This window comes from Nitrospirota bacterium, from assembly GCA_016212215.1.
In the GTDB taxonomy this organism is placed as follows: domain Bacteria; phylum Nitrospirota; class 9FT-COMBO-42-15; order HDB-SIOI813; family HDB-SIOI813; genus JACRGV01.
The window spans coordinates 1-14,670 of sequence record JACRGV010000036.1; the positions used below are offsets into that span (position 1 = coordinate 1).

Consider the following 14,670-nt stretch of genomic DNA (forward strand, 5'->3'; position numbering starts at 1 on the left):
GTATACAATAGGTTTGCGTCATATCTTACAAAAAGAGAGATACCTGATCTGACATCCGGTTTCAGGGCTATAAGGGCGGATATTGCAAAGAGGTTTGTCTATCTACTTCCAAACACATTCTCTTATCCGACAACATTAACGCTTTCATTGCTAAGGTCCGGTCACAGTGTGGAGTTTATTCCTATTGTAGCTAAGAAGAGGGTGGGTAAGAGCAAGATCAAACTATTAAAAGACGGGACAAGGTTTCTCCTGATAATGTTAAGGATAGCTACCCTGTTTTCACCATCAAGGGTTTTCCTGCCGGTTAGTGCGGCATTCTTTACTGTTGGTGTAGGTTACTATTTATATACTTTTATAACTACCCATCGTTTTACAAATATGTCTGCCCTTTTGATAAGTAATGGTGTGATTATTTTTATGCTGGCATTGATTGCTGAACAGATTGCTCAATTGCGGTTGGACAAGACGGAAGAGGCCCCGCATGTACATAAAGAGGAGAAAGAGTAGTCATTGCTCACCCGAAAATGACCCCATCTCCACCCTACCCCTCCCCTTGAAGGGGAGGGAATAAACTAAGCACCCTCTCACTAACCCCCTCCCGTCATTCCAATTTGGGGAGGGGGGATTTTGGGAAATCTTTCATATCTCCCCTCCCCTTGCGGGAGGGGATTAAGGGGAGGGGGCCTCATTGTTCATCATCCATTTTCAAGTTCTTTGATCCGTCTTTTCGGAGAAAAGACGACTGACAGGACAAATACCCCCGAAACAAACAGTACAGTAGTCGCCCCTGATGGAAGGTCAAACCAGTAGGATAGAAGCACCCCTGCCACTGAAGAAACCACCCCGATTATACCTGAATAAATAAACATCCTGACCATGCTGTAAGTTAATTGATAAGCGGCTGCTGCAGGCGTTACAATCAGTGCAAATACAAGGATTGCCCCAACTGATTTTAATGATACTACAATGGTAAGGGCAATCATATTTAATAGCAGGAAGGAGAGCCATCCGGTAGGGATACCGCTTGCCTTTGCCATCTCTTCATCAAATGTAATGAAATGGAATTCTTTAAAGAAGAGATAAACAATGCTCAGGACAATCGTCCCAAGTATCAATATGACCTTCAAATCCATTTTTGTTACTGATAATATACTGCCGAACAGGTAGCCGTATACCTCCGCATTGTAGACCTTCATAAGTCCGATAAACAACACTGCCAGAGCCATTGTCAGAGAGTAGAATATCCCTACGGATGTATCGAGCATAAGTGCGCCCTTTTTATTGAGATAACCTACTATCCATACTGTTATCAGACTGAATATTATTGCAACTGAAAGGGGGTTATACCCTGTAAGGTATCCGAGGGTAACACCCGCGAATGCCGCATGAGATGTGCCTGCGCCGATAAATGTGAGATTTTTAAGGATTACAAAGACACCTATTATTGAACAGACAAGCCCGATAATTATAGAAGCAAGGATAGCCCTCTGCATGAATTCATAAGAAAGCATCTCAAGCATGGCAACCTCTGATTAAACCTCGACATCGGACGGCTTCGTAAAATGCTTCATATGCAAGGCGCGCAAATCCTGAGGAATGAGGCGTACTTGTAGTTACGCCGCAATGACGAAGGATGCAGCGCAACGCCGCAGATGGACATTTTACGAAGCCGTCAAGCATGGTGGTGGTAGTCTCCGGCTATGACATACGTGCCACTGTCTTTTGTAGTTACAATAACCTGCTTCCCGTATATCTCAGTAAGTATCTTTTCATTTAAGACCTCAGCAGGCGTCCCATACACATAGAGCTTAGTTTTGAGAAGTGCCATACGGTCTACATAAGGGCTGATCATGTTTATGTCATGTGTAACAAGGAGTATGGTAAGTTTCAGATTCTTGTGAATGTTTGAGATAAACTTGATCATACTGTACTGTGTAGGTGTATCAATCCCTGTAGTCGGTTCGTCCATTAGTAAGACCTCCGGCTGTTGTACAAGTGCCCGTGCTATGAATACCCTTTGCTGCTGCCCTCCTGATAAGTGTCCAAGAGGTGACTCTATATAGGTATCCATTTCTACCTCTCTTAGTGCCTCTAACACAAGCTCTTTATCCTTACGGGATGTCCGCTTAATAAGGCCGATAGAGCTGTATCTGCCCATCATTACGGTTTCTCCTACTGTAACAGGGAAGTTATAATCTATCTGCCCTTTTTGAGGTATATATCCAATCTTTGATTTGTGGCTGCACCGTAGCTTGTGACATGCACAATCAAATATCTGCACAGATCCGGAAGTAGGGCGCACAAGCCCAAGTACTGATTTAAGCAGGGTAGTCTTTCCTGAACCGTTTGGACCTATAATGCCTACAAATTCTCCCTGATGAATTTGTAGACTGACATCTCTGATGGCGGTCCTGTTCTGATAGGAAATTGTGGCATTTGAGAATTTGATTATAACGTTATCGTTCATTCAAAAATCAACCCCATCCCCACCCTACCCCTCCCCTTGAAGGGGAGGGAATCAACAACATAGCCCCCTCTCCCTCAGGGAGAGGGTTAGGGTGGGGTTTTCATTGCCCTTTGTGAGCGCCCCGCTCATGTAAGTTCATCCGAAAATAACCCCTAACGGTACGTTAGGGGTCGACAGGCTCACATTGACACCATGGATGTCATGGTGAGCCTGTCGAACCATGATTCCATTTTCATCTCTTGCTTCTAACCTCTTACTTCTGCTCCCCGCTCAATCCCTTGACAAGCTGTTCCCCGTTATACTCCATCATCTCAATGTAAGTCCCTGTCCCCGGCAGTCCTCCTGGAACAGGTGTGAGGGTTATCAGTTTTGCACCTGTTTCATCAGCTATGGCCTTTGGGGTCTTTGGATTCAACTGAGGTTCAGATACTATAGCCCTTATTTTTTCCTGTCTTATCTTGTTTATAATGGCTGCGACGTGTTTTGCCGAAGGTTCTGAGCCGACCTGTATCTGGATATTGTCGGCAATTATTAATTTGAATCTCTGTGCAAAGTAAGGCCATGCAGGGTGATGAGTAATAATCTTTCTGTCCGGTATATTACTTAGTTTATTTTCAATATGTTTACGCATTATATCTATCTTTTTAAAATACTCCGACTGATTTGACAGATAAATCTTCCTTCCTTCAGGGTCTATCTTTATCAATGCATCAGTAATGTGTCTTATCATGACCTTTGCCCTTTCAGGGTCAAGCCAGATATGTGGGTTCCCTGCATGGGCGTCATGTCCGTGAGTATCCCATTCTTCATTTCTTAATAAAGGTATACCGCTTGATGTTGTAATGACCATTAGATTATTGTTTGAGGCATTTTTAATCAAAGAGTCAACCCATATCTCAAGACCGAGTCCGATCTTTACAAGCACCTTAGCATCCCTAACCGAGGCAATATCGCTGGGTTTCGGTGTATATGTATGCTCGCTCTCCAGCCCGGTCAGAAGGCTTTTTACCTCAACCCTGCTTCCTCCCACGTTTTTAACAAAGTCTTCGAGAAAGGTAAGGGTTGTCACAACCTTTATCTTCTGGCCGGCAAGTGCATTTGTTGAAGAACTGATAAAGAGTAGAACGGCTGTTGTAATAAGTAAAAAATTATATGACAGTTTCTGCAAAGTCTATCCCTCCTATAAAAAAGTTTTCTCTGAAATGTCTGCTTCCTTTATATCTTTTTTTAATATTTTAATAAAAGCAGAGACGATATTAGGGTCAAACTGTGTTCCGGAATTACGCATCAGCTCTTCAATCGCCTCATCCTGAGATAATCTCCGTTTATAAGGCGAGATTGAAGTCATTGCAAAGTAAGAGTCAACCACAGTAATTATTCTTGCAAGCAATGGTATCTCTTCTCCTTTAAGGCCGGATGGATAACCGGTACCGTCAAACCTCTCGTGATGATGGAGGATAGCAGGCAATACATTACTTATTTTCAGTATCTGGTTCAGAAGATTTACACCTATCTCAGGGTGGCTCTTAACCAATTTCCATTCATCTCCTGTCAATGACCCGGGTTTTTGTAAAACCTGAAAAGGGATGTTAAAGATACCGACATCATGTAACATTGTTGCAATCTTCAAATCCCTCGTATCTTCCTCATTCAGGTACATATACTCTGCCAACTGTGCAGTTACATTTGACATAGAGTTCAACTGACCTCTGTGAAATGGAATCTTGGCCTCAACAGCGGAGTAAATGCCTTTAAATATCCATTCTTCTGCCTGCTCCAGCAGTGTTTGTGGTTTAGACGACCTCTGTTCCATCGCCGCTTTTAATGTATCTTTGTAAAGAACAGCATTATTCTTTCCTGAGTCTTTTGCAAAGTAAAGGGTCTGGTCAGCCGCATCAATTAATCCTTTTCTGTCCGTTGCATCCTGGGGAAAGGATGCGATACCTATGCTTACGGATACATGTACAATCCTGTCTCCCATAACCTGAATTGGTATCTGGTTAATGTGCTTTCTGAGACGATCAGAAAAGATGAATGCCTCTTCAGAATCAGAAGACGGCAGGATTATTGCTATCTCCTCTCCGCCATATCTGGCAGCAAAATCCGACATCCTGACATCTTTTAGTATTGTACTGCTTAATGATTGAAGAACTAAGTCGCCTGTCTGGTGGCCGTAAGTGTCATTAAATTTTTTAAAGTTATCAATATCTATCATCAGGAGTGAAAGGTTATAACTGTATCTATATGCACGTTCTATCTCCACCTCAAGCCGTTTCTGAAATTCCCGGTGGTTATAAAGTCCGGTTAGTCCGTCTGTGGAGGATAATTTAACCAGGTCTTCATGTGATGTCTGGATGGCTATTGCCATTTCATTAAAGGCATTGGCAAGCTGGCCTATCTCATCCTTCCTATCAATAGTGACGCGGCTCGTAAGGTCGCCTTTGCTCATTGCGATGCTGGTCAAGGTAAGTTCCTGTATCGGGTGGGCAATCCTGTAACCAATGATACCTGCAGTCCCAAAAAGCAAAACACAGATTGAGAGAACGAAAAAGATGTATTTTTTTGCAGAAATTCCTGCGAAAATATTCTCTTCAGAGGTAATAACCCCAATGCTCCACCTGTTTTGGTTTTCCATGGTTACAGGAACAGTTTTGTAAGAAATATATGAAGGTTTTCCATTGTAGATTATATTCATGTTGTTGCTTCCGCCGGAAAGCATGTATTTTATGGCTGATTTGAAGGATTGGTCATCTTCAGTTACGAATGAAGGGCGGAGTGTCTCACCGGCTTCCATTTCACTATGTGCTATAAGGCGGCCCTCCTGATCTATAACAAAAACAGTATTATCAGGGTGGACTATATTCCTGATAAAACGGTTAATCCTGTCCAGATAGATCTGCATGAATAATATACCCAGAGGTTTTCCTTTACTGCTGAATACAGGTGTGGCAAATGGGACTATCCATTTGCGGGAGGACTCTGATAATTCAGGCATGCCGTTATATACTTTTCCTTGATTAAACGCTTTTACCTGACTGAAAAAGGGGCGGCCCGATATATTTGATATATTCATAGAGTCCGGAGGGGTTAAATTACCTTCATAAACATAATTTATTACCCTTCCGCTCATGTCTGCAAATCCTGCTGATTCTATCAGCCCTGGAGAAAGCAATGCAAGACGGAGGAGTGAATTTTCCTGGTCCTTTTTATAAAGGCCTGCCTCTTCCGGTTCTTCAAAATAACGGCTGAATGAGGCATTGTGAGAGGTTAACAACAGATTGTCATTGGACTCAACAAAGAGTATGACGATATTTCTCATGCCATTGTTTACGTCTAATTCCTGCTCTTTCAGGGAAACGTTTATCAATGCATCGCGGCTGTTTGAATACATATATAAACTGCCGATTACAAGCGGGATCACCCCGATTATTGAAAATAGAAAGAAAAGTTTTGTATAAATGCTTCTTATAGGGAAGAGATTTTTAAATAGTTGAATCATAACGGCCCTTTTGTGACGAACATATTATACTAACACACTTGAAATAAAAATATAAGCCGGCCTTGACACTTACACTATATAGATGTTAATATTTCCCCACTTTGGAATTGACTATGATTAAAAATATTAAGCGATATGGAATTCATGAATGCAGGGAATGAAGGGATTGCAGGATAACAGTAAAGAAATATTAGCAGCAAGGGTAAACGGCCGCCTTGTGGATTTGAAAAGCCGCCAGTGTGAAGAACCAGATGTAGAAGAAGGCATAGAATGGGTTAATGTCTCATCTCCGGAAGGTCTTGAAATTCTCAGGCACAGCACAAGTCACCTTATGGCACAGGCAGTGAAAGAACTCTATCCTGACGTTAAAATAACGATTGGGCCTGCTATTGAAGAAGGTTTCTATTATGATTTTGACAAAGAAAGGCCTTTCACCAATGAAGAACTGCTTAAAATAGAAGAGAGAATGACTGCTATTGTAAAAAGGGATACCCCTGTTGAACGCATGGAACTGTCACGTGAAGATGCAGTAAAAATGTTTGACGGTATGAAGGAAAACTATAAGGTGGAGATTATAAAAGACCTGCCGGAAGGAACAGTTTCTCTCTATCGCCAGGGGGATTTTATAGACCTTTGCAGAGGTCCGCATATTCCTTCAACCGGATATGTAAGGTCATTTAAACTGCTTAATACCGCAGGTGCATACTGGCGCGGGGATGAAAAGAACAGGATGCTTCAGAGGATATATGGGACTGCATTTCCGACACAGGAGGCACTTGATAATTATCTGAATAAGCTGGAAGAGATAAAAAAGAGGGACCATAGGAAACTCGGCAGGGAATTAGATCTGTTCAGTATACAGGATGAGATTGGTGCAGGGTTAATACTATGGCATCCAAAGGGTGCTTTAATTAGGAAGACGATTGAAGACTTCTGGAAGGATGAACATCTCAGCAATGGGTATCAATTGCTGTACACACCGCATGTTGCTAAACTTGACCTCTGGAACACAAGCGGTCACACGGATTTCTACCGTGCAAATATGTATGCACCTATTGATATAGAAGGGCAGGAGTTTCAGTTGAAACCGATGAATTGCCCTTTTCATATAACGATATATAAGACTAAGATGCGCAGTTACCGTGACCTCCCTATAAGATGGGCTGAGCTTGGGACTGTTTACAGATATGAGAGGTCAGGTGTTCTGCATGGCCTGCTGAGGGTCAGGGGCTTTACGCAGGATGATGCACACATTTTTTGCCGTCCTGATCAATTAGAGAAGGAGATTGCATCAATACTTGATTTCACGGTCTATATCCTTGGTGCTTACGGTTTTACCAATTACGATATATATCTTTCAACAAGGCCGGAGAAATATGTAGGCTCACTTGAAAACTGGGACAAGGCAACAACGGCTTTGAGCAATGCCTTAAAGGCAAAAGGGCTTGAGTTTCAGGTTGATCCGGGGGAAGGTGTTTTTTACGGGCCTAAGATAGACATTAAGATAAAGGATGTGCTGGATCGTGCATGGCAGTGTTCTACTATCCAGGTTGACTTTAATCTGCCTGAGAGGTTTGCCCTTTCCTACACAGGAGAGGATGGATTGCAGTATCAGCCTATTATGCTCCACAGGGCGCTGATGGGTTCTTTGGAGAGATTCTTCGGTATCTTAGTAGAACACTATGCAGGTGCATTTCCGGTATGGATAGCCCCGGTGCAGGTAAAGATACTACCGATAACGGATAAACAAAATGTATATGCAGAAGAGCTGATAAGCCTTCTAAAGAAGGAGAATATAAGGGCTGAGATTGATTCAAGGAATGAAAAGATCGGTTTCAAGATTCGTGAGGCACAGATGGAAAAGATACCATACATGCTTATAGCCGGAAACAGGGAGGCAGAGGCAGGGACGGTTTCCCTAAGACACAGACGGGATGGGGACAAAGGGGCACTGACCATTACAACAGCAATAGAAATGATAAAGAAAGATATAGCCGATAGGGTTTAACAAACAGTAGCCATGCGTGGCACAGCAAGAATGTCAGAAATGGTTTTAGAACATAAAAACATTTATGGCATTCGTAGAGGGGGTGATAGGTCATCGCTGAACCAAAAGTAAGAGTAAACAGAGAGATTAGGGTTAAAGAGGTTCGGGTAATAGGTCCTGAGGGTGAACAGATAGGTATACTTCCTACATATCAGGCCATAAAAAAGGCAGAGGAGTATGGACTTGACCTTGTGGAGGTCTCACCAACAGCAAAACCGCCTGTTTGCCGTGTAATGGACTTTGGAAAATATAAATATGAGCAGGCCAAGAAACAACATTCTGCGAGGGTGCATCAACGCAGTATGCAGTTAAAAGAGGTTAAACTAAGGCCTTATACAGATAAGCATGATTTAGAGATTAAAATCCGGAATGTAAGGAGATTTTTAGAAGATAAAAACAAGGCAAAGGTAACTCTTTCATTCAGGGGCAGGGAGAAGGCGCACACAGAGATTGGGAGACCAATCATGGAGGCATTCTGGGAAGGTGTGAAAGATATCGGGATGATTGATTCCCCTGTTAAGATGGAAGGGGATAACATGATTATGATAGTATCCCCCAAGGCTGAAATAGTGAAGGCTAAAAAGCCTCAGAGTGCGGCAGGGTCATCTGATGTAAAGACTGAAGCAAAGGCATCTGGAGCAGAAAATATAAATTTAGAAGGGAGAGAGAATGAGCAAGACAAAACTTAAAACTCACAGGGGCGCTGCAAAACGTTTTAAAGTTACAGGAACTGGTAAGATAGTAAGACGCAAGGCTTCAGGAAGCCATCTGCTGACACATAAAAGCTCGGCCAGGAAAAGGGTCTTAAAACAGGCAGTGATTGTTGATAAGGCGAATGAAGATAATATGAAAAAGCTGTTACCTTATGGATAAAATAGTAAGCAGGTAGCAGGTAGCAGTAAGCAGGAGAAAGAAGTAACCCCACCCTCACCTTAATCCTCTCCCTGAGGGAGAGGAAATTCCCTCCCCTTCAAGGGGAGGGTTAGGGTGGGGATGGGGTTATTTTCGGATAAACAAGATTCATTTTTAAATAAAGGAGGATTTTTCATGCCACGCGCTAAAGGTGGACCAAAAACAAGAAGACGCAGAAAGAAGGTATTAAAACTTGCAAAAGGATTCTGGGGCGGGAAACACAGACTTTACAGAACTGCCACAGAGACTGTAGACAAAGGGCTTTGTTATGCTTACCGGGACAGGAGACAGAAAAAGAGGAGTTTCAGGGCCCTCTGGATCGTCAGGATAAATGCAGCAATAAGAGAGCATGGGCTGTCCTACAGCAAGTTTATAGCAGGGCTTAAAAAGGCCGGTATTACATTGGACAGAAAGGTGCTTGCAGACCTCGCGGTAAATGACCCTGCCGGATTTGCAAAGGTCGTTCATACAGTTGTAGGGGTTGCTGCCTGAGGTTCATAGAGAAATCCTCTCCGGCGGGGTAAGAAAACCCCGCCTATCCATTTCTATGAGGATAGATGGGACATTCTTGTCCCACTCTTTTTCGAGCTATGTGAACCTTGGTTCATGTGCGTTCGTCTGTGCGGAAATGCTGTATTCAGGTTTACTCATGACGCAGTGCCTCAATAATCTCCTGGTTTGCTGCCCTGTATGCAGGGTAAACACCGAAAAATATACCAACACAGGCAGAAAATAGCGTGGCAAGTGCTATATTCCAAAACTCCATAACAGGGGTCATCTGGGGTACAAATTTTGAAAGAATGAAACCGCCTGCATAGGCTAATAAGATTCCAATAGTGCCTCCAATCAGGCTGAGCACCATAGATTCAATCAGAAATTGCAGTAAGATGTCCTTCTTCGTTGCCCCAACAGCCTTTCTTATTCCAACCTCATGGGTCCTCTCCCTTACAGAGACAAGCATAATATTCATAATGCCTATACCGCCGACCACCAAAGAAATTGCCGCTATTCCTGCAAGTACTGCCGAGAGTGTCTTTAGGATTGAGGTCAGGCTTGAAAGAAGGGAACTCTGGGTAAGGATAGTAAAATCTTCTTTATTGTTATGCCGTTTCTTTAAGATTGATGCTATCTGATTCTTTGCCTCGTCTACCATTACGGCACTTCTGGCTTTAGCCCTTAATCCGAACAGTCTGTCTGTATTAAATACCCTTTCTGCTGAAGTGACCGGTATGTAAACGATGTCATCCATATCATCGGTTCCCATGAATGCACCTTTCCTCTCCATGATACCTATAACCCTGAATCCTGACCCCCCGATTTTTACAATCTCTCCGAGAGGATTCTTACTCCCGAAAAGCTCGCTTTTTATAGTGTGTCCAATGGTACAGACCCTTCTGGATGCATCTACATCATCTTTCGTAATAAATCCGCCGGAATCCACATTTAAATTGATTACTTTTATGAATGCCTCATCTGTCCCGATGACCATTACACTTCTTTCCCTTTCAATATAACGAACATCGGCTGTACCGACAATTACTGCGGATGTTTCCTCTAAAGCATAAGCATTTTTCCTGACAGCAGCGGCATCATCCATGCTCATCTTTTGTACCCCTTCCATGCCGGGATGCCCTATACCCTTAGTCTCTGTTTTACCCGGGCTGACGATGATGAGATTAGTGCCTATTCCCATAAATTGCCCTACAAGGTATTCTCTGAAACCTGCTGTCATGGAGACAAGGAGGATAACTGACCCGACCCCGATTATAATGCCGAGCATAGTCAGAAATGAACGGAGGCTGTTTTCAAGTATTGACGCAAAGGCTACTCTAAGGAATTCTATAAATTTCATGTGAAAATCAACCCCATTCCCACCCCTCCCCTTGAAGGGGAGGGAATATACTCAGTCCCCTCTCCCTCAGGGAGAGGGTTAGGGTGAGGGTGGGGTTTTCATTGCCCCTTTGTGAGCGCTCAGCTCATGCACGTTTCTTGCTTCTGACTTCTTACCTCTTGCTTCTGCTTCCTCAAAAGGATACATCTTCTTCAATCATGCCGTCACGAATAAAAATCCTGCGTCTTGCCTCATTGGCAATCTCAGGATTGTGGGTGACCATTATAAGGGTAACACCTTCATCACTGTTAAGCCTCTTAAAGAGGTTTAGTATTTCCATCCCGTTCTTTGTGTCGAGATTACCTGTAGGTTCATCAGCTAGGACTATTGAGGGGTTATTTATTAATGCCCTTGCTATGGCTACACGCTGACATTCCCCGCCTGACAACTCGTTTGGATGGTGATGCCAGCGTCCTTCAAGGCCCATCTTCTGCAGCATGGATAATCCCCTTTCCCTTCGATCTTTTTTGTTTATGCCGGAATAAAGTAAGGGGAGTTGTACGTTTTCGAGTGCAGTCTGACTGGGGAGAAGGTTAAACATCTGGAATACAAAACCTATCTTCTTATTCCTTATGTGGGCAAGCTCTTCATCTGAAAAATTTGAGACATCAATATCATCTAACAGGTATGTGCCCTCTGTCGGACGGTCAATACATCCTATTATATTCATTAGCGTGGACTTACCTGAGCCGGATGGTCCTATAATAGCCATAAATTCTTTGCCGGATACATTAAGGTTTATTTTGCTTAATGCCTCTACCTTAACAGGGCCTGATCCATAAACCTTTTTTACATCCTTAATCTGTATCATTGAGTTTCTTTCTATCATTTACTATTCTCTATTCACTAATTCACTTCCCTTCCTCTATCATGACCTTCTTCCCATCCTCAATACCTTCCATATCTAAGGAAGTAATCACAGGCTCTCCTTCTTTCAGGCCTTCAAGTATCTGGGTTGAGTCCCAATTTGATATGCCTGCCTTAATATCAATCTTCCGTACTATGTTCTTTCCTATACTGTAAACAAACTTCTTTGTCTCTTTTTCAACAATAGTATTTGTGGGAATTAATAATACGTCTGTTTGTGTATGAAGGATTATCTCTCCATCTACTGAGGCGCCGACCGGTAGATGGGCCTTATCATCTTTGTTTACTGCTATTTCCACGTCAACAGTGCGGTTTTGTTCAAGGGTCTTTGATACTACAGGAGATATGAAGATTACCTTTCCCCTGAATATCTTATCCGGTGCTGTATCACTAACTATCCGTGTCGTCTGCCCCAGCCTTATCTTTGTTGCATCAACCTCATCAAACGGGACTTTTACTTTTATGACTGAGTCATCAATAACCTCACAGAAAGGCTTTAATCCCTGTGCTGCGGATATATTCTGCTGAGAAGAGATAAGCCCCCCCTCCGTTCCTGCGTAAGATGGCAGCTCTCCAATGGTGGCATCTAAAAAGGAAATCCGGCCGTTAAATGGGGCGCGGATATTTGTCTTCTCAAGCTCTTCTTCAGTGAGTCTGATACTGAGTTTTGCCTCAGTGATAGCGTTCTTTGCTATGGCAAACGCCTTTTCAGCCGCAGAGAATTGACTTTTGACCTCATCAAATCTGGAGTCAGGGACAGCGCCCCCTTCATAAAGCTTCCGGGTTCTTTCATGGTTCTGTCGGGAAAGGTTAAACTGATCTTCCAATTCATGTAACCTTAATTCAGCAGTAGTGAGTGCAGCCTTCTGTAGTTCAAGTTTTATAGTAAGTTCAGCATCATCTAATTTAATGATTACGTCACCCTCTTTTACGCGGTCTCCTTCCTTAAAATTTACCTTTTTGATCTTTAGAGGTAGCAGGGCCTGCAGTTTTACCCTCCTGAGGGGTTCTACAGTGCCGCTTGAAACACCTGTAATCGTCTTTTCAATTGCCCCCTTCTTTACCCTCGTTATCTTTACTTTGATAATGCCTTGCTTAGAATAATAGAAGACTACAGCCGCTATTATTACTAAAAGGATAATTACGTATATACCCCGTCTTATATAAGTCTTCATCCGAAAATCCCTTCCGGCGGGGTAAGAAAACCCCGCCTATCCCTATCTACGAGGATAGGCGGGACATTCTTGTCCCACTGATTTTCATGTCCCTTTGTGAGTGCCTCGCTCATGACCGGTTCATAAGGTTCCCTGTAAATTCCTCCGGACATATATTACCTGTATGATATTACACCGTCAATTATATATTTGCTTGATAGATTTGATTGTACTTTCTATAATGCCATTATGTATTACATGCAAAGATACCTGGTGCTTGTGATAGCCCCTATAAGTATAATGATAAGTATACTGATTGCTTTATCAACTGCACATGCAGGTCAGGCAGTCATTGTAGACCGGATTGTAGCAACTGTTGACAGTGATGTTATAACTTACAGCGATTTAAAGATAGAGAGGACATTCAATATGACAAATGCACCGGAGAGGGAGGTACTGCAGGAGCTGATTGACAGAAGGCTGTTATTAATCGAAGCAAAGAAATTTAAGATTACAGAAACAGAAGAGGAATCGCAAAAGACACAACAAAGGTTTAATGAGATTAAAGATATATTGGGGAAAGAAAAGTTTTCAGAAAATTTAAAGGAATACAATCTTACAGAACCGGATATTATCAAAATGTTGAAGGAAAAGTATTTAGCAGAAAAGTTTGTGAGCTTCAGGATAAATTTCTTTGTTATTATTCCTGATAATTCCATAAAGGCATATTACACTGAGCATAAAAACGATTTTATGGATACGAAATTAGAATCTGTTTATGAAGAAATCAAGTCAAGGTTATTTCAGAGCGAATCCCGCAAAAGACTTCAGGAATACATGGTTCAGATCAGGAAAAAGGCAAAGATAACCATCAATAACTCAGTGAAACAATAATCATCAACTTATTATGATTCCGGCATATCCGACTACAGAATCATAATCGCCGGTTACATCCCCTGAGTTCATGTATTTCACGAGGTTCGCCTTTTTTGCCCCAAGATTCAGGGAGGCATAGAGCATAGAAACAGCAGGTGCAAATCCACACATGGTTATGTAGCGTTCTGTTATAACTTCATGAAGACCAAGCGGGTCAAGGGACAGGATTTCCTTAATTGCCATGCTGTCCTTTTCTTTTGCTGATGCGGCTGATTCGTAGTGTGTCATGTCAGAGCTTGCAATAATAAGGACATCTTTTCCGGCCTCCTTTATGGCCTCACTTATTGCGTTACCTATGTCTTTGCAAACTTCAAGGGTTGTACTCATCATCGTTATGGGTACAATCTTAAACTGGTGAATAAAATGCTGGAGAAAAGGAATCTGAACCTCAAGGCTATGTTCTCCAATATGTGCGCTATAATCTTCTGAGGCATATTTTGATTTAGATATAATGTTTTCTGCGAGTTTCTCGTCTATATCCACAACACCATTGGGCATCTCCCAGCTTCCTTCCGTAAATACGGATACAGACTTCCCCATACCGGTATGGTTTGGGCCGATTAATATAAATGTTTCAGGAAGGATAAGTCTTGAATAAACTGCACCGGCGGCTGAACCTGAGTAGATTAATCCTGCGTGAGGCGACAGAATGCCGATGGCCCTGGTCTTCTCAATATTATCGTCTACATACTTGTTTACCTGTTCTTTCAGTTTTTCAGGTGTCCCCTGATAAAAATAACCGGCAACAGCAGGCTTTCTTAACATGGTTATCACACTCCTTTCATTAGAAAAAAATACCGCTTCTCACCTCCCCCTTGAGGGGGGAGGCATGGTGGGGGTGAGCAAGGGGGTGGCTGCATTTCCCATAGCCCACCCTCCCCCTAACCCCCTCCCATC

15 protein-coding genes are annotated in these 14,670 nt (G+C 42.7%); 6 read left to right on the top strand and 9 right to left on the bottom strand.

Features of this window, described 5'->3' with window-relative positions; genetic code table 11:
* Positions 1–507, top strand: a 507-nt coding sequence (locus HZA08_03360) for a glycosyltransferase family 2 protein (protein ID MBI5192466.1), incomplete at its 5' end; no start/stop codon positions are given.
* A 188-nt stretch (positions 508–695) separates the two neighbouring features.
* On the opposite strand, the gene HZA08_03365 is transcribed toward HZA08_03360, so the two are convergent.
* The 4 genes from HZA08_03365 to HZA08_03380 form a co-directional block, all read right to left on the bottom strand.
* Positions 696–1,520, bottom strand: a complete 825-nt coding sequence (locus HZA08_03365; protein MBI5192467.1) for a metal ABC transporter permease — start codon at positions 1,518–1,520, stop codon at positions 696–698.
* 152 nt (positions 1,521–1,672) lie between these two features.
* Positions 1,673–2,467, bottom strand: coding sequence for a metal ABC transporter ATP-binding protein (locus HZA08_03370; protein MBI5192468.1), 795 nt, complete (start codon positions 2,465–2,467; stop codon positions 1,673–1,675).
* Positions 2,468–2,720: 253 nt separating this feature from the next.
* Positions 2,721–3,635 (bottom strand): zinc ABC transporter substrate-binding protein, encoded by a 915-nt coding sequence (locus HZA08_03375; GenBank protein ID MBI5192469.1) that lies wholly within the window; start codon positions 3,633–3,635, stop codon positions 2,721–2,723.
* A 12-nt stretch (positions 3,636–3,647) separates the two neighbouring features.
* Positions 3,648–5,966 carry a diguanylate cyclase gene (locus HZA08_03380; protein ID MBI5192470.1) on the bottom strand — a complete coding sequence of 773 codons (2,319 nt, stop codon included), beginning with the start codon at positions 5,964–5,966 and terminating at the stop codon, positions 3,648–3,650.
* Positions 5,967–6,123: 157 nt separating this feature from the next.
* Here HZA08_03380 and thrS point away from each other — a divergent pair, with 157 nt between their 5' ends.
* The 4 genes from thrS to rplT all read left to right on the top strand — a co-directional run bounded on the left by thrS (position 6,124) and on the right by rplT (position 9,417).
* On the top strand, positions 6,124–7,974 hold the full coding sequence (thrS, locus tag HZA08_03385; GenBank protein MBI5192471.1) for a threonine--tRNA ligase: 1,851 nt from the start codon (positions 6,124–6,126) through the stop codon (positions 7,972–7,974).
* Positions 7,975–8,066: 92 nt separating this feature from the next.
* A complete protein-coding gene (locus HZA08_03390; protein ID MBI5192472.1) occupies positions 8,067–8,702 on the top strand; it encodes a translation initiation factor IF-3 in 636 nt (211 codons plus the stop codon).
* Entirely contained in the window at positions 8,683–8,886 is a 204-nt protein-coding gene (gene rpmI / locus HZA08_03395) for a 50S ribosomal protein L35 (protein ID MBI5192473.1), read from the top strand. The genes HZA08_03390 and rpmI overlap by 20 nt, the downstream gene beginning before the upstream one ends.
* A 174-nt stretch (positions 8,887–9,060) precedes the next feature.
* A complete protein-coding gene (gene rplT / locus HZA08_03400; protein ID MBI5192474.1) occupies positions 9,061–9,417 on the top strand; it encodes a 50S ribosomal protein L20 in 357 nt (118 codons plus the stop codon).
* Positions 9,418–9,568: 151 nt separating this feature from the next.
* Here the strand turns inward: rplT and HZA08_03405 are convergent, their stop codons facing one another.
* The 4 genes from HZA08_03405 to HZA08_03420 form a co-directional block, all read right to left on the bottom strand.
* Positions 9,569–10,777 (bottom strand): ABC transporter permease, encoded by a 1,209-nt coding sequence (locus HZA08_03405; protein ID MBI5192475.1) that lies wholly within the window; start codon positions 10,775–10,777, stop codon positions 9,569–9,571.
* Between the two features lie 172 nt (positions 10,778–10,949).
* Positions 10,950–11,627, bottom strand: a complete 678-nt coding sequence (locus HZA08_03410) for an ABC transporter ATP-binding protein (GenBank protein ID MBI5192476.1) — start codon at positions 11,625–11,627, stop codon at positions 10,950–10,952.
* A gap of 40 nt (positions 11,628–11,667) precedes the next feature.
* Positions 11,668–12,858, bottom strand: coding sequence for an efflux RND transporter periplasmic adaptor subunit (locus HZA08_03415; protein MBI5192477.1), 1,191 nt, complete (start codon positions 12,856–12,858; stop codon positions 11,668–11,670).
* The gene (locus HZA08_03420; protein ID MBI5192478.1) at positions 12,855–13,010 is read right to left on the bottom strand and encodes a hypothetical protein; all 156 of its coding nucleotides are present in this window, start codon (positions 13,008–13,010) and stop codon (positions 12,855–12,857) included. The genes HZA08_03415 and HZA08_03420 overlap by 4 nt, the downstream gene beginning before the upstream one ends.
* A gap of 85 nt (positions 13,011–13,095) precedes the next feature.
* Here HZA08_03420 and HZA08_03425 point away from each other — a divergent pair, with 85 nt between their 5' ends.
* Positions 13,096–13,731 (top strand): hypothetical protein, encoded by a 636-nt coding sequence (locus HZA08_03425; protein MBI5192479.1) that lies wholly within the window; start codon positions 13,096–13,098, stop codon positions 13,729–13,731.
* Between the two features lie 3 nt (positions 13,732–13,734).
* On the opposite strand, the gene amrB is transcribed toward HZA08_03425, so the two are convergent.
* Complete coding sequence (gene amrB / locus HZA08_03430; protein MBI5192480.1) at positions 13,735–14,538, bottom strand: AmmeMemoRadiSam system protein B; 804 nt, start codon at positions 14,536–14,538, stop codon at positions 13,735–13,737.
* Positions 14,539–14,670 lie beyond the last annotated feature (132 nt).